Consider the following 14,988-nt stretch of genomic DNA (forward strand, 5'->3'; position numbering starts at 1 on the left):
CGTCGCATGGTCGTCGAAAATCGGGTGATCAGCTCTCCAGGCGCAAGTTATCATTTCGGGTACGGCTCGGGGCACGATGACGTCGGGTGTGGCGGAAGGAAATTCGTACCGATCCGCGCGAACCTTAGGTCGGCTGATGAGTGATAACACCGCAAGCGGTGAACAACCCGACGCGAGTACCGGTCGGTATCTGAACGTGCGCGCCGACATGGTCGAGGCATTCGCCGCCGCCTGGGGCACGGTCGACGGTGAACCACCCGATATCGCCGAGTTCCTCCCCGATGCGCGCACGCTGCGCAGGCAGGCGTTGCACGAGTTGATCCGGGTGGATCTGCGTCAGCGGTGGTTGCATCACGCCGCCGAGACCATCCCTCGCAAACGGCTCACCGAGTACTGCGCGGAGTTTCCCGAACTCGAACCCGAGGCGCTGCCCGCCGGGTTGGTCTTCGAGGAGTTCGTGATCCGCAGGCACAGCGGTGAGCGGGTCGATCCGCGCGACTGTCTGCGCGAATACCCGCACCAGGCCCCCAGCCTGCGCGCCCTGCTCAACGCCGACGACCTGGACCAGAGCACCCACCGCGTCGTCGACCCCGACGCGACGGTGAACCAGCCGGCCGAGCAGACCCGTAGTACCCAGATGTCGAACTTCGACTTCACCGCGACAGCGACCGCGCCCGCGTCAGCGCCCTCGGCCGCCACTGCGGCCGGTTCGGTGCCCGGTGCGTTCGTCGCGCTCGACCGTATCGAGATCGGTCAGCGGATCGGCGACTTCGAGTTGCTCACCGGGTTGGGGACGGGTGCGTTCGCGCGGGTGTTCCTGGCGCGGCAGCGGTCGATGCAGCGGCTGGTCGCGGTGAAGATCTCCGCCGACCGCGGCACGGAGCCGCAGACGCTCGCCCAGCTCGACCACGACTACATCGTCCGCGTGTTCGATCAGCAGTTGCTCGACGCGGATCCCGAGCCCACGGGCGCGCGCCGGTTGCGGCTGCTGTACATGCAGTTCCTGCCGGGCGGCACACTGCTCGGCCTGTTGCGCTGGGTCCGCTCGACCGCGCCCGCCGAGCGCAGCGGCAAACTGCTGCTCGAGGCGGTCGACGCGGCGATGGAGGAGAAGGGCGAAATCCGACCGACCGATTCCAGTGTGCGCGCCGAGATCGCCGCCCTGAGCTGGCCCGAAACCGTCGCCTGGTTGGGGCGCAGGCTGGCCGAGGCGCTCGACTACGCCGCGGCGCACGGTGTGCTGCACCGCGACGTGAAACCGGCGAATGTGCTGCTCACCGCCGAGGGCGTGCCCAAGCTCGCAGATTTCAACATCAGTTTCAGCCGGTCGGTCGAAGGCACGAGTCCGGTCGCCTACTTCGGTGGGTCGCTGTCGTACATGTCGCCGGAGCAGCTCGAGGCCTGCCATCCCGGGCGCGGCCGCAGCGCCGCCGACCTCGACACCCGCGCCGACATCTACTCCCTCGGCGTGGTGCTGTGGGAGTTGCTCACCGGGGCGAAACCGTTCGACGACTCCACCGCCGAAGCCGAGGGCCGAGGCGACGAGACCACCCTCGAGGCCATGCTCGAGCGGCGCAGTTCCGGCGTCGACGCGGCCGCGATGGAGCGGGTGCCGCCGAACTGCCCGTCGGCGCTGCGCCGCGTTCTGCTCACCTGTCTGACGCCCGATCGGGCGGGCCGCTGGGCCGACGGCGCGACGCTGGCCAAACAGTTCGACCTGTGCCTGGACGAACGCGCTCGTGACCTGGTCGACCCACCGCCGAACAGCTGGCGGATCCGGTTGCGGCGTTGGCCGCTGCTGGTTCTCGTACTGGCCATCGGCATTCCCAACGCCCTGGCCTCCTGGTACAACATCCAGCACAATCAGACGCTGGTGGTGAGCCGGCTCGGTGAGTCGGCGCAGCAGACGTTCATCATCATCACGGCCGGAGTGAACCTGGTGTTCTTCCCCGCCGGCGCGGCGCTGCTGATCTATCTGGCCCGTTTCCTGTTGGGTGTGCCCGGCGGATTACGCAAAGGCCGACGCTACGACCCGGCCACCCTGCGCCGGGCCAGACACGACACCGTGCGGTTCGGCGACCAAGCGGTGGTCGTCGCCTTCTCGCTGTGGGCGCTGGCCGGAGTCACCTTCCCCATCGCGCTGCAACTGGCCACCGGCAATGTGCCCGGCCGGGCGGTGGTGCACTTCCTCGCATCGCTGCTGGTGTGCGGGGCTATCGCGGTGGCGTATCCGTTCTTTCTCGTCACGTTCTACCTGATCCGCTGCCTCTACCCGGTGTTCCTGCGCCACGGTGAGATCAGCGCCGACGACAGCGCCTGGCTGCGCGGGTTGAGCCGCCGCTGCACGTGGTACCTGGCCGTGGCCGCCTCGGTGCCGCTGCTCGCGGTGGCCGGGCTGACGTTCCTGCCGCCCGCCGACATCCCCTCGGTGATCGTCGCGGTCCGGGTGCTGTGCGTGGGCGGCATCATCGCGTTCATCTGGTCGTATCTGCTGTTCCGTGCGCTCGAGGGCGACCTGCGCGCGCTGGAACGGGTGGTGAGCTGAACCATCACGTCCGCGCGTGCGTATGCCCAGCCGTGAGCTCCACCCGCACCGCGGAGGCGACCCGGCCCTCGCCTGTCCACAGCGCGACCATGCATCCGGCCGATTGCCGTGCGCTCGACCGGATCGAGGTCCATACACGGCTCGGCGATTTCGAATTGCTCACCGAATTGGGCGCGGGCGCGTTCGCGCGGGTGTTCCTGGCCAGGCAGCGGTCGATGCAGCGGCTGGTCGCGGTGAAGATCTCCGCCGACAGCGGCACCGAACCGCAGACGCTGGCCCGCCTGGACCACGACTACATCGTGCGCGTGTTCGACCAGCAGGTACTCGACGGCCCGACCCCCCTGCGCCTGCTGTACATGCAGTTCCTGCCCGGCGGCACGCTGCTCGGTGTACTGCGCTGGGTGCGCGCCACCCCACCCGCCGAACGCACCAGCGCCCTGCTGCTCGACGCCGTCGACGCGGCCATGGAGGAAAAGGGTGAGATCCGCCCGGGCGACTCGGCGGTGCGCGGCGAGATCGCCGCACTGACCTGGCCCGAGACCGTCGCGTGGCTGGGCAGCAGACTCGCGGCCGCGCTGAGCTACGCCGCCGCACGTGGCGTGCTGCATCGCGACGTGAAGCCGGCCAACGTGCTGCTCACCGCCGAAGGCGTGCCCAAGCTGGCCGATTTCAACATCAGTTTCAGCCACTCGGCCACCGAGGTGTCCGCCGCGTCCTACTTCGGTGGCTCGCCGGCCTACATGTCACCCGAGCAGCTCGAAGCCTGCTACTTCGGGCGCGATCCCGCCGACCTGGACACTCGCGCCGACATCTTCTCCCTCGGGGTGTTGCTATGGGAACTGCTCACGGGGACAAAGCCTTTCGACGGCGACAACGACGACCCGGCCGCGGTGCTGGACCGCCGCCACGGTGCGGTGGTCGGCGAGCTGCCCGCCGATTGCCCGGCCGCGTTGCGCCGAATTCTGCTCACCTGCCTGTCGCCCGAACGCGAGAATCGCTGGTCGGACGCCGACCTCCTGGTCGCGCAATTCGAGCTCTGCCTCGACCCCCACGCCCGCGAACTCGTCGACCCCCCACCACGCAGCTGGCGAAACCGCTTGCAGCCGTACCTTTTTCCCGTACTCGCCCTGGCGATCCTCATCCCGAATCTGCTGGCTGCCTACTACAACCGGGGACTCAACATGTCCCTGCTCCACGGACTCGACCCCGCGGTCCAACCCATCCGGCGGACCTACGCGATCACCATGAACGCGGCCTTCTTCACCGCGGGCGCCGCGACCATGATCTATCTGGGCAGAAGGCTGCTCACCGTGCCCCGCCGACTGCGCGCGGGCAGACCGTGCGAGCCTGCCGTGCTCGCGCGCACCGGCCGCGATTGCCTGCGCCTGGCCGACTGGGCCGTGGCCGTGGCCTTCGTCCTGTGGATCGCGGGCTCGGCCGGGCTGGCGATCACGTTGAACCTGGTCGACGACCCGCCGATGCGCACCGCGATCCACCTGCTGCTGGTCGCCTGCCTGTGCGCCGCGGTCGCGATGACCTACCCGTTCTTCCTCATCACCCTGTACCTGGTGCGCTGCGTGTACCCCCTGCTCCTGCACCACGGTCAGGACCTGCGCGCCGACCACGCGGCGCTGTCGGGCCTGCGCGCCCGCTGCCACCGGTACCTGGTGGTGGCCGCGTCGATTCCGCTGCTCACCATCGCGGGCGCGACGTTCCTGCCGGTCGACGACCTGCTCGCGACGCTCACCCCGCTGCGCACAGTGTGCGCGGGCGGGGTGCTCGGTTTCGTCGGGGCGCTGCTGGTGTTCCGGGTGATCGAGACCGATATCCGCGCGCTACTGCGCGTGGGCTCGGCTCAGGAGTAGACGGCGGGGTTCAGGGTGCCGATGTAGGGCAGGTCGCGGTAGCGCTCGGCGTAGTCGAGGCCGTAGCCGACGACGAACTCGTTGGGGATGTCGAAGCCGACGTGAGCCACGTCGACCGGGGTGCGTAAGGCGTCGGGCTTGCGCAGCAGGGTCACCACTTCCAGCGAGGCCGGGTTGCGGGTGGCCAGGTTGCGCTTGAGCCACGACAGGGTCAGGCCCGAGTCGATGATGTCTTCGACGATGAGGACGTTGCGGCCCGCGATGTCCTTGTCCAGGTCCTTCATGATGCGCACGACGCCCGAGGACGAGGTGGACGACCCGTAGGACGACACGGCCATGAATTCGAGCTGGGTGGGGATGGGCAGGGCCCTGGCGAAGTCGGTCACGAAGAAGATCGCGCCCTTGAGGACGCAGATCAGCAGCAGGTCACCTTCGGGAGAATCCGGCGGGTACCGCTTGGCGACGAGTTCGGCGAGCTCTTCGATCTTTGCCTTGATCTCGTCTTCGGTGATCAGCACCGACGCGATGTCGTCTCCGTACACGGAAGTGGGTATCCCTTCGTGGTGTCGGTCCCGGCTCGACCGATCCATTATGTGGCATCGAAACGCGGCTGGGCGCGCACGGTCAGCGTGCCATGTTCACGCACTACGACCAACCGGTGGGCCCTGCTGCCGCCCCCGATCGCCACCCCGCCCTGGCCGCGCCAGTTGCTCACCAGCTCGTCGATCGCCTGTAAGTGGGTGTTCATCAGGCCGCTGACGCCCTGTTCGGTCAGCCAGGCGCGGATCGCCCGGCGACGCAGGGCCGCCGGTGCAGTGGTCAGAATCTCGATCGCGAGGGCGGACCGATCGCTGTCGTCGCCGCCACTGCCGGGTCCGGCGTCTGCCCCTTCGTGGATCATCGGCCCACCGGTCTCGCCGACGCCACCAGCGGGCCGAGCCGACGACGGCCCTTCAGCGGTCGGCGCCCGGGTCTCGCCGAGCACAGCTCGGGGTCGAACGGCAGGCATTCGGGCGGCGCCCAGGAGTTCGCGCGCGAGGTCGTCGAGGACGGCACCGTCGGCGCGCAGCTGGTCGGCGGTGCGGGCCAATGCCTGCGCCACACCCCCGCCGAGCACGTCCTCGAGCAACGGCAGCACTTCGTTGCGCACCCGCACCCGCGTGTAGGCCGGGTCGTCGTTGTGCGGATCGCGCCACGCCTCGAGACCCAGGTCGGCGCACAGCTGCTCGGTCTGCGCCCGCCGTACCCCGAGCAACGGCCGCCCCCACGGCTCGTTCCACGCCGCCATCCCCTGAATGGACCGCCCACCCGACCCACGCGCCAAGCCGAGCAACACCGTCTCGGCCTGATCGTCGAGGGTGTGCCCGAGCAGAACCGGCTGACCGTCCCGCACCGACTCCAGCGCCGCGTACCGAGCCGCCCGAGCCGCCGCCTCGACCCCACCCTCGCGTCCGACCTCGACCGCGACGACCTGCGCGTCCACGCAGCCCAGCGCGAGGGCCTGGTCGGCAGCCCGCCGGGCGACCTCGCCCGACCCGTCCTGTAACCGGTGATCCACGACGACGGCGGTCACCGCCCCGCACTCGATGACGGCGCCCGCGACCAACGCCAGCGAATCGGCGCCTCCCGACAAGGCGACGACGACCGGACCGCGCTCACCGTGCGCACTGAACCACTGGCGCACGGCACGGCGCACTGCCAGCACCGCCGGGGTTTCGGGGAGTTTCGGCGTCCGCACCGGCTACAGCACGCGGTCGATCCACCGTTGCGGCGCATCGACCTCATCGAGTCGAGGCAGCGTGTCCGCATTCGTCCAGATGGTGTTGAACTCCGTGACGCCCACCCGCTCGACCACCGCGTCGACGAATTTCTTGCCCCGCACGTACTGCGCCACCTTGGCGTCCACGCCGAGCAGCGCCCGCAGGATCCGCTGGATCGGGTTGGACGGCTTCTGCCTGCGCCGATCGAAGGCGGCCCGGATGTGGGCGACGCTCGGCACCACCGAGGGGCCGACGGCGTCCATCACGTGGTCGGCGTGCCCTTCGAGCAGGGTGCCGAGCATGAGCAGCCGGTCGAGTGCCTCGCGCTGAGGTGGCGCCTGGGCCGCGCGCAGCAGGCCCACGATGCCCTTGGCGTTCGGGTCGTCGGCGAGGTCACCGCTGCGGCGGGCGCGCAGTTCGCCGACGAGCCGGGTGAGCATCTCGCTCATCGGTTCCTCGCCGACCTCGCTGAGAATGTCGACATTGGTGCGCATGTATCCGGCGAGCCAGGGCGCCGAGGAGAACTGCACCCGGTGGGTCACCTCGTGCAGGCACACCCACAGCCGGAAATCGCTGGAGTCGACACCGAGGGCACGTTCGACACCGAGAATGTTGGGCGCGACCAGCAGCAAGGTGCCGTCCTCACCGGTGAACGGGTCGTATTGGCCGAGGATCGCGGTGGACAGGAACGCCAGCATGGTGCCGGCCTGCACGCCCGCGGGTTTCCCCGCGAACGGGCCTTTGCCCGCGCCGGTGCCGGTGAGCACCGACATCGAGTCGGCGGCCGCCGCGATCCAGCCGGGCCGGTCGACGATCCGCGCCTCGGGTACCGGCCGGTCGTCGAGCAGCCCGCTCACCTCGCGCACCGGCATCTCGGCCAGGATCGAGGCCGAGGCCAGCTCGGCGACGACCTGTTCGGCGGTCTCGCGCGAGGTACGTGGTCCCGATGGCGCGAGCAGCGCCCCGGTCCTCGCGGCCAGCCTCCAGTCGACGACCGCACTGAATCCGGGATTCTTGCGCCCGGTCTTGTCCTCGCTCATCGCCACCCGCTCTCAGGAACATCCACAGTTGCGCAGGGCACCCGCCACCGCGTCGAGCGCGGGTCTGCTGACCTCCGGCAGCCGGTCGTTGGACATGAGCGCGAAGGTCAGTACCCGCCCGTCCCGGTCGAGCACATACCCCACCAACGCGCTTGCCACGCTCAGAGTTCCGGTCTTGGCCCGCACCCAGCCCGCGCCTTCCCGGTTCCGGGTGACGAAGCGAGGCGCGAGCGTCCCGGTTCCGCCCGCGACGGGCAGGTCGTCGAGCAGCGGCGCCAGAGCCGCTGCGCGCGGATCGTTCTCGGGCCTGGCCTGGGTACCGACGGGCACGACGGCGGCGTCACCGGTGGGCTTGGCGGCGGTGGCGATGATGGTGTCGAGCAGTCGCGGCGGCACCCGGTCGTCTACGGACAGGCCGCTGTTGTCGGCCAGGTGCAGGCCGCTCACATCGAAGCCGGCGCTGGTGAGCGCGGCGGCGGTGGCGGCGGTGGCACCGGCGAAGGACGCCTCGCGTCCGGTGGCGACGGCGAGTTCGCGCCCGATGGTCTCGGCGAGCACGTTGTCGGAATGGATCATCATGTCGTGCAAGCGGATTCGCAGCGGTGCCGACTCGACCTTCGCGATCTCGGCGCCGTTGCTCGCGGCCTGGCCGACGCGCACGGCGGCCGGGTCGATGCCGAGTTCGGCGGCCAGGGCGCGGCCCGCGTCGAGTGCTGGAGTCGAGGTGCGCGGTGAGTAGTCGGCCGACGGGTCGAACCGCCCGCCGTCGAGCATCACCGGTTCGATGGGGGTGATCGAGCCCTCGGGGATGTCGATCGGGTCCCAGCCGGCCGCCATGGTCGGACCGGTGTAGGCGGAGGTGTCGACGACGATCGCGCTCGCCTGCTTGCCCGCCGCCTTGATCTGCGCGGCGAGGTCGGCGATGCGCGGACCGTCGGTGTAGTAGCCGCCGTCGGCGCGGGTGGTGAGCGTCGGATCGCCGGCGCCGACGAGCACCAGCTCCCCCGGCGCTCCGGCGACGACGCGGGTGGTGACCCGCTGATCGTCGGGCAGGGTGAGCAGCGCGGCCGCGACCAGCATGATCTTGGCCGTGGACGACGGGATCATCGCCTTGGTCGGCTCCTGGCTCCAGAGCACGGTTCCGCTGGTCGGATCGGTGACCTGGCCCGCGAACGCGCCGAGATCGGGGCTGCTGGTCACCTGCGCCAGCGCGGCGGCGATCCCGGCGACCGTCGGCGCGGGTGCGTCCGATCTGGCCGGGGCGATGGCGGTGGTCGGTGTGGCGGCAGACGGCGCGTCGGCGACGGTGAGCCCGCCGTGCCGGAATTCCGGCGTCCACGGCCGGGCGATCACCGCGAAGCCGCCGCCGATCAACAGCAGGGCGACCACCACCGCTGACAGCCAGATCCACCCCGACCGGCGACGTCGCGGCTCCTGCCATCCGGGATTCTGTTCGCTTGGACCGATCACGACCGTCGTTTCTCCTCTAGCCCGCCCGACGCCCGGCCGCGCTGAGCCGCCTGCCGCACCGGTGTTCCAGCACACCACACTATCCTCGTTGCGCAACGGTTCCCCAGAACGATCTGGCGATTCGGCACACAAGCACTCGAACGAACAAGGAGATGGCGTGGAGTTCGACGTCACCATCGAGATTCCCAAGGGTTCTCGGAACAAGTACGAGGTCGATCACGAGAGCGGCCGGGTGAAGCTCGACCGGTACCTGTACACCTCCATGGCCTACCCGGCCGACTACGGCTTCATCGAGAACACCCTCGGTGAGGACGGCGATCCGCTGGACGCGCTGGTGCTGCTGCCGGAATCGGTGTTCCCCGGTGTCATCGTCGAGGCCCGCCCCGTCGCGGTGTACCGGATGACCGACGAGGCCGGTGGCGACGACAAGATCCTGTGTGTGCCCGCGGGCGACCCGCGCTGGGATTACATCCAGGACATCACCGACGTCCCGGACTTCGAGCTGGCCGCGATCAAGCACTTCTTCGAGCGCTACAAGGATCTCGAGCCCGGCAAGTTCGTGAAGGGTTCGGAGTGGCTCGACCGCGCCGAGGCCGTCAAGATCATCGACGAGGCCTTCGCCCGGCTGAAGGAATCCGGCCACTGAGCCGATAGACGCGAAAAACGGGAAGTCCGAAGGGGATTGGACTTCCCGTTTTTCTGTTCCTGGTGGATCAGTACCAGATGTAGAGGTCCCAGCCCTCCCAGGTCTCGACGCACTGCCAGTAGTAGCCGCCGGTGTAGGACGACTCGCCGTCGGCGCGGCACTGGTAGAGCTCGTAGTAGGTGCCGTAGTACGTGCCCTCCGGCGCGGCCGCTGCGGCGGTGCCCGCGGTGACCGTCGACACCCCGGCGACGGTAGCCAGGGCCAGCAGTGCGGCGGCGATGGTGGTCTTGATGCGCATGTCGTTCTCCTGATGTTCGTTGCGACATCAGGAACGTTATGGCTGTTCGACCGCCGAAACAGCCACCCCTAGGGGGCCTTTCGGGCCCACCTAGGTCGCTTCACCTTTCCCACCCTTCATCGACTGCGCGGCGGTGTCGGTCATGGCGCCGATGCCCTCCGCGGCTTTCGCGTCGCCCGCCGCCTGCAGGCCACCCGACATCCGCAGCGGCACTTCCTTCCAGAACAGCACGAGCAGCAGTGCCAGCAGCGCGACACCGGTGGCGAACAGGAACACCGTCGACATGGAGTCGGCGAAGCCCACCTGGAACGGTTCGGCCAGCTGCGGGTCGAGCTGCTGGATGATCGAGCTGTCCTGCAAGACCTTTCCGGCCGCCGAGGTGTCCTGGGCCAGCAGACCCTGCGACAGCGCGGCGTCGGCCGGGTTGCTGCTGCGGGCGCCTTCGACCACGGCCTGCTGGTAGGCCGGATCGGTCGCCGCCTGCCGCAGTTCGTCGGTGATGTTCGGGGTGAGCAGGGTGAACAGGACCGAGAGGAATACCGCGGCACCGAGGGTGCCACCGATCTGCCGGAAGAACGTGGCCGCGGCGGTGGACACACCCATGTCCTTGGGCGGCAACGCGTTCTGCAGGGCGAGGGTGAGCGGCTGCATCAGATTGCCGAGGCCGAAACCGGCGACCGCCATGAAGATCATCGCCAGCCACAGCGGACTGTGCGCGTCGAGCAGGTGCAGCAGGAACAGGCCGAGAGTGAGCGTGGCCGCACCGATCAGCGGGAAGGCGCGGTAGCGCCCGGTCTTGGAGATCAACCGGCCCGAGAGGATGGAACCGAGCATCAGCCCGAGCACCATCGGCAGCATCTGCAGACCCGCCTCGGTCGGCCCCGCACCCCGCACCACCTGCAGGTATTGCGGCAGCAGCAGCATCCCGCCGAACATCGCCGCACCGACGACGAACGAGATGACCACCCCGAGGGTGAAGGTGACGTTGTCGAAGATGCGCAACGGGATCAGCGCCGCGTCACCCATGTACTTCTCGATCGCGACGAACCCGATCAGCCCGAGCGCGCCGATCACGTAGCAGACCACCGAACCGGTACTGCCCCAGCCCCACTCGCGGCCCTGTTCGGCCACGATCAGCAGCGGGACCAAGCCGACCGCCAGCACGAGCGCACCCGCGAAGTCGATGCGGTGCGTGGCGTGCGGCTTGCGCGGCAGGTGCAGCACCCGCGTCACGACGACCAGTGCGAGCAGGCCGAGCGGCACGTTCACCAGGAAAACCCAGCGCCAGCCGGTGATGCCGAGAATGCTGTCCTGCCCGGCCAGCAGGCCGCCGAGCACCGGGCCGAGCACACTCGAAATACCGAACACGGCAAGGAAATAGCCCTGGTAGCGGGCGCGTTCACGCGGTCCGATGATGTCGCCCATGATGGCGAGCGCCAGCGACATCAGGCCGCCCGCACCGAGCCCTTGGAAGGCGCGGAACGCGGCGAGCTGATACATCGATTGCGCCAGCGTGCACAGCAGCGAACCGATGATGAACAGCCCGATCGCGGTGAGGAAGAACGGCTTTCGGCCGAACATGTCCGAGAGCTTGCCGTAGAGCGGGGTACTGATCGTCGCGGTGATGAGGTAGGCCGTTGTCGCCCAGGCCTGCAGCGAGTAGCCGTGCAGGTCGTCGGCGATGGTGCGGATGGAGGTCGACACGATCGTCTGATCGAGCGAAGCCAGCAGCATGCCGAGCATCAACCCGGACAGGATGGTCAGAATCTGGCGATGGGTGAAACCGGCGGGCGATTCCTCCACTGCCACGGTCGTCGTCACGAGTCGTTCTCCGATGGGTTGAGCGTGAGGAGCAGGGGCCGGGCCCGGTCGTAGTCCTCCACGAAGCGGGTGAGCAGCGCGGCGAAACGCTCGCGGTCGGGTTCGGGCCAGTCCTGGGTGACGATGGTGATGGATTCGCGACGCCGCTCCCGGATCCGGTCGGCGGTCTCGCGGCCGTAGTCGGTGGCAGCCAGCACGGTGGCGCGGCCGTCGTCGGGGTCGGCCATGCGGACCACGAGCCCGCGTTCCACCAGCTGCGCCACCTGCCTGCTCACCGTCGAGGCATCCGAATTCACCGCCTCGGCCAATGCGCCCGAGCGCATCGGCCCGTCGCAGACCAGCCGGAACAGCACAACGAAGCCCGCCGGTTCGATGCCCGAGCGGTCCTTCATCTGGGCGAGGGCGCGGTCGCGCAGCCGGTGCAGGCGGACGAGTTGGACGGCGATCGTGTCGATCGCCGGGTCGTACTCCGTCACCGCATCACCCTTTACTTGTATCAGTCAACTAGTTGTGTAATGCAAGTATGTGGGCAGACCGGCTGCCGGGGCAACCGTTTAAGCTGGCTTTACTCGCCCTTGAACTGCGGGGCGCGCTTCTGGAAGACCGCGGTCATCGCCTCGGTGAGGTCGTGCGAGGGCAGGAACGCCGCGTTCCACGCCGAGACGTAGCGCAGGCCGTCGGCCACACCCGGAGCGGTGCGGTGCTCGAGCACATCCTTGATGCCCTGCACCACCAGCGGCGGATTGTCGGCGATCTCGCGCGCCATCGCGTGCGCCGCCGCGAGCACCGCTTCCTGATCGGCGAACACCTCGTTCACCAGACCGATCCGCTCGGCCCGGGCCGCGTCGATATCCTTTGCGGTGTAGGCCAATTCGCGCAGGTGACCCTCACCGATGATGCCCGGCAGACGCTGCAGCGAACCGATATCGGCCACGATCGCCACCTTCGCCTCACGCAGGCTGAACTTGGCGTCGGCGCTGGCCAGGCGGATGTCGGCGGCCGCGATCAGGTCGAGCCCGCCACCGATGCACCAGCCCGACACCGCCGCGATCACCGGCTTCACGCAGGTGGCCACCGAGGTGACGGAGTCCTGCATGCGCCGGACCTCCTTGAGGAACTCGGTGCGCTTGGCCGCCTTGGCGCCGTCGGCCAGCACCGGGCCGAGCGTGCCACCCATCGCGGCCAGGTCGAGGCCGTAGGAGAAATGCTTGCCCGACCCGGTGAGCACCACGGCGCGCACCTGCGGATCGGCGTCCAGCTCGGCGAAGATCTCCGGCAGTTCGCGCCAGAAATCCGGTCCCATCGCATTGCCCTTGCCGGGCCCGGTCAGGGTGACCTGGGCGATATTGTCGGCGATCTCGACGGCGAAGGCCTTCCATTCACTCATGCGCTGATTATGGCCTCATCGGGTGCGCCCACCCCGTCCGGCGTCCGGAGCGAATTCGCGGCAACCCGAAAATCTCACTCTCCCGGCATAATTCGACCGACCGTCCTACTCTGGATGACATGCGCAGGTCGTCCTTGCCGATGGTCGCGTGCCGGGTGGCCGACACGCTCATCGCGCGCGGCCACCACGGCGTCATCGTCTCCCCCGACACGCCGACCACCAGCGCCATCGATGCCGCGCGCGCCTTCGGTGCCCACCCCAGCGCCATCACCACCGCGCAGCTGTTCCTCCTCGACAACGACCCGGTCCTGCTGCTGGTAGCCGCCCATCACCAGGTGGACCTGCACCGCACCGGCCCCCGCCTCGAAGGAAAGCTCACCCCCTGCCCCACCGCCCTCGCCGAGCGCGTCACCGGTCAGCCCATCACCGGCACCGCCCCCGTCGGCCACCCGACCAACCTGCCCACCTGGGTCGACACCGCCCTGGCCGCCCACCGCGAAATCTGGGCCGCGGGCGGCCACCCCACCACCGTCTTCCGTACCAGCTACCGCGAACTCATCCGCATCACCGCGGGATTGCCGGTGGACATCGACTGAAGGGTTTTCCTCGGCGTGAGCCTGTCCATAGGCGGGCTCGGATGGCGGGCGTAGTTTGGGGCCTGTGGGTGATATGCAACGAACTCCGGCCGACCTCGTCGTTCCCGACGACCTGAGTGGGATCACCGCCGAGCAGTATCGGGCGTCGATGCGGCACTATCCGGCAGGCGTCACGGTGGTGACGATCGGCGCCGAGACCGGTCCGGTGGGTTTCACCGCCACCTCGTTCGCGTCGCTGTCGCTGGAACCGCCGCTGGTGTCGTTCAATATCGCGCACACCTCGTCGAGCATCGCGGCCCTGCGCGCCGCCGATTCCGTGGTCATCCATTTCCTCGGCGAACACCAGCACCACCTGGCCCACCGCTTCTCCCGCTCCGCCGCCGACCGCTTCACCGACCGAGCCCTCTGGACCACCCTCGACACCGGCGAACCGATCCTGCACGGCACCCCCATCTGGCTCCGCACCACCATCCACCAACTCATCGACCTGGGCGACCACACCCTCGCGGTAGGCCTGGTAACCCGAGTCCACGACGAATCAGCCGACTCCCCCTCCGCCGCCCCTCTGCTGTATTACAACGGCAGATACCACCGCCCCACCCCTCTCGACACGTAGATCGGATTCTCCATGAGCGAGTTCCGGGTGACCGGCGTCTACCCCGTCAGCTTCCGACCCGCTCGCTACGTAACCGGCTATGCCAGCGGAAATTTCGTCACGGGCGACACCGTCGAACTGCGGCGAGCGGATAGCTCGATCGCCCGCGGTGTCCTACAGGGCATGCACATCCACCTCAGCCCTCGCGGCGAACACTCGTTGTTCTTCTCGGACGACATTTCCGAACACGTCCGCGTCGACGATGTCATCCACACGGTCGACACCACGACCTGCCCGCTCTCCGGCCACGGAGACGACAAGTAGCCGCCTCATTCGCAGGCGACTCCATCGCTGTTCCCGTCCAGTCCTGGACGGTAACCGGGCTCGCCGCGAAGGATGGGCGCCGCTCCTGCCGCTCGTGCGGCGGTGCAGTTCTTGTAGTAGACCCCGGCGGGTGACGGCGCCTCGGGCCGGGGCAAATCGACCGTGGGCGGCGGCACGTACGGCGTAGTCGCCGGCGGGGGCGGGGCAATCGGCGTGATGATCGGCGGGGCCGAGGTGACCGTCGTTGTCGGTACCACCACCGTCGGACGCGCCACCGTCGTCGTCACCGTCGCGACCGGTGGCGGCGCAATCGGTGCCGCTGTCTCGACCGAGGTAGGGGGCAAGACCATCGAGGTGGTCGACGATGGGACGACGCGCGTCGTCGAGGTCGACACGATCTTGTCCGGCTCCGATTCGCCGAACACCGCTCCGATTACCGAGAGCCCACACAATCCGAGAACACCGATTCCGACCACCCACGGCCATCGCAGCTTCTTGTCGCGCTGTCTCGGCGGACGAGCCCACGGATCGGGTGGCTGAATCGGTCGCGTCATTATTTCCCCTTAGAAGTACCTGGTAGGTCGGGGGCTTCATCGCGACCGATTCGGGGCTCGTTACCCAATCCGGTGACACGCCAAACG

16 protein-coding genes are annotated in these 14,988 nt (G+C 68.7%); 7 read left to right on the plus strand and 9 right to left on the minus strand.

Features of this window, described 5'->3' with window-relative positions; genetic code table 11:
• Positions 1 to 136 precede the first annotated feature (136 nt).
• Both AB0F86_RS28995 and AB0F86_RS29000 read left to right on the plus strand, forming a co-directional pair.
• Positions 137 to 2,545 (plus strand): protein kinase, encoded by a 2,409-nt coding sequence (locus AB0F86_RS28995; RefSeq protein WP_356984440.1) that lies wholly within the window; start codon positions 137 to 139, stop codon positions 2,543 to 2,545.
• A 32-nt stretch (positions 2,546 to 2,577) separates the two neighbouring features.
• Entirely contained in the window at positions 2,578 to 4,410 is a 1,833-nt protein-coding gene (locus AB0F86_RS29000) for a serine/threonine-protein kinase (RefSeq protein ID WP_357171745.1), read from the plus strand.
• Here the strand turns inward: AB0F86_RS29000 and hpt are convergent.
• From hpt to AB0F86_RS29020, 4 genes are read right to left on the minus strand one after another with little or no spacing between them, the layout of a single operon-like run.
• Positions 4,401 to 4,952, minus strand: coding sequence for a hypoxanthine phosphoribosyltransferase (gene hpt, locus AB0F86_RS29005; RefSeq protein WP_067495798.1), 552 nt, complete (start codon positions 4,950 to 4,952; stop codon positions 4,401 to 4,403). The two genes, AB0F86_RS29000 and hpt, sit on opposite strands and share 10 nt — an antisense overlap.
• Positions 4,953 to 4,999: 47 nt before the next feature.
• Positions 5,000 to 6,148, minus strand: coding sequence for a tRNA lysidine(34) synthetase TilS (gene tilS / locus AB0F86_RS29010; RefSeq protein ID WP_356984442.1), 1,149 nt, complete (start codon positions 6,146 to 6,148; stop codon positions 5,000 to 5,002).
• Positions 6,149 to 6,151: 3 nt separating this feature from the next.
• Complete coding sequence (locus AB0F86_RS29015) at positions 6,152 to 7,210, minus strand: zinc-dependent metalloprotease (protein ID WP_356984444.1); 1,059 nt, start codon at positions 7,208 to 7,210, stop codon at positions 6,152 to 6,154.
• Positions 7,211 to 7,222: 12 nt separating this feature from the next.
• Positions 7,223 to 8,680 (minus strand): D-alanyl-D-alanine carboxypeptidase, encoded by a 1,458-nt coding sequence (locus tag AB0F86_RS29020; protein WP_356984446.1) that lies wholly within the window; start codon positions 8,678 to 8,680, stop codon positions 7,223 to 7,225.
• 157 nt (positions 8,681 to 8,837) lie between these two features.
• Here AB0F86_RS29020 and AB0F86_RS29025 point away from each other — a divergent pair, with 157 nt between their 5' ends.
• Positions 8,838 to 9,326 carry an inorganic diphosphatase gene (locus AB0F86_RS29025; protein ID WP_181701073.1) on the plus strand — a complete coding sequence of 163 codons (489 nt, stop codon included), beginning with the start codon at positions 8,838 to 8,840 and terminating at the stop codon, positions 9,324 to 9,326.
• A gap of 67 nt (positions 9,327 to 9,393) precedes the next feature.
• On the opposite strand, the gene AB0F86_RS29030 is transcribed toward AB0F86_RS29025, so the two are convergent.
• The 4 genes from AB0F86_RS29030 to AB0F86_RS29045 all read right to left on the minus strand — a co-directional run bounded on the left by AB0F86_RS29030 (position 9,394) and on the right by AB0F86_RS29045 (position 12,832).
• Entirely contained in the window at positions 9,394 to 9,624 is a 231-nt protein-coding gene (locus AB0F86_RS29030) for a hypothetical protein (RefSeq protein WP_067495806.1), read from the minus strand.
• A 90-nt stretch (positions 9,625 to 9,714) separates the two neighbouring features.
• Entirely contained in the window at positions 9,715 to 11,445 is a 1,731-nt protein-coding gene (locus AB0F86_RS29035) for a DHA2 family efflux MFS transporter permease subunit (RefSeq protein WP_356984448.1), read from the minus strand.
• Positions 11,442 to 11,921 carry a MarR family winged helix-turn-helix transcriptional regulator gene (locus tag AB0F86_RS29040; protein ID WP_181701077.1) on the minus strand — a complete coding sequence of 160 codons (480 nt, stop codon included), beginning with the start codon at positions 11,919 to 11,921 and terminating at the stop codon, positions 11,442 to 11,444. Before AB0F86_RS29040 ends, AB0F86_RS29035 begins: the two co-directional genes overlap by 4 nt.
• An 89-nt stretch (positions 11,922 to 12,010) precedes the next feature.
• A complete protein-coding gene (locus AB0F86_RS29045; RefSeq protein ID WP_356984450.1) occupies positions 12,011 to 12,832 on the minus strand; it encodes a crotonase/enoyl-CoA hydratase family protein in 822 nt (273 codons plus the stop codon).
• A 119-nt stretch (positions 12,833 to 12,951) separates the two neighbouring features.
• Between AB0F86_RS29045 and AB0F86_RS29050 the strand changes: the two genes are divergently transcribed.
• The 3 genes from AB0F86_RS29050 (at position 12,952) to AB0F86_RS29060 (ending at position 14,347) form a co-directional block, all read left to right on the plus strand.
• Positions 12,952 to 13,428: a YbaK/EbsC family protein gene (locus AB0F86_RS29050; RefSeq protein WP_181701081.1), complete on the plus strand. Its 477-nt coding sequence runs from the start codon at positions 12,952 to 12,954 to the stop codon at positions 13,426 to 13,428.
• Between the two features lie 73 nt (positions 13,429 to 13,501).
• Positions 13,502 to 14,044 (plus strand): flavin reductase family protein, encoded by a 543-nt coding sequence (locus tag AB0F86_RS29055; protein ID WP_181701095.1) that lies wholly within the window; start codon positions 13,502 to 13,504, stop codon positions 14,042 to 14,044.
• A 12-nt stretch (positions 14,045 to 14,056) separates the two neighbouring features.
• Positions 14,057 to 14,347 carry a hypothetical protein gene (locus AB0F86_RS29060; RefSeq protein ID WP_356984452.1) on the plus strand — a complete coding sequence of 97 codons (291 nt, stop codon included), beginning with the start codon at positions 14,057 to 14,059 and terminating at the stop codon, positions 14,345 to 14,347.
• Positions 14,348 to 14,352: 5 nt separating this feature from the next.
• Here AB0F86_RS29060 and AB0F86_RS29065 read toward each other — a convergent pair whose 3' ends face one another.
• Positions 14,353 to 14,634 (minus strand): excalibur calcium-binding domain-containing protein, encoded by a 282-nt coding sequence (locus AB0F86_RS29065; RefSeq protein ID WP_356984773.1) that lies wholly within the window; start codon positions 14,632 to 14,634, stop codon positions 14,353 to 14,355.
• On the opposite strand from AB0F86_RS29065, the gene AB0F86_RS29070 reads away from it, so the two are divergent.
• Complete coding sequence (locus tag AB0F86_RS29070; protein WP_356984800.1) at positions 14,561 to 14,887, plus strand: hypothetical protein; 327 nt, start codon at positions 14,561 to 14,563, stop codon at positions 14,885 to 14,887. The two genes, AB0F86_RS29065 and AB0F86_RS29070, sit on opposite strands and share 74 nt — an antisense overlap.
• The last annotated feature ends 101 nt before the right edge of the window (positions 14,888 to 14,988 follow it).

The sequence above is a fragment of the Nocardia sp. NPDC023733 genome (assembly GCF_040639775.1).
Lineage (GTDB): Bacteria > Actinomycetota > Actinomycetes > Mycobacteriales > Mycobacteriaceae > Nocardia > Nocardia rosealba.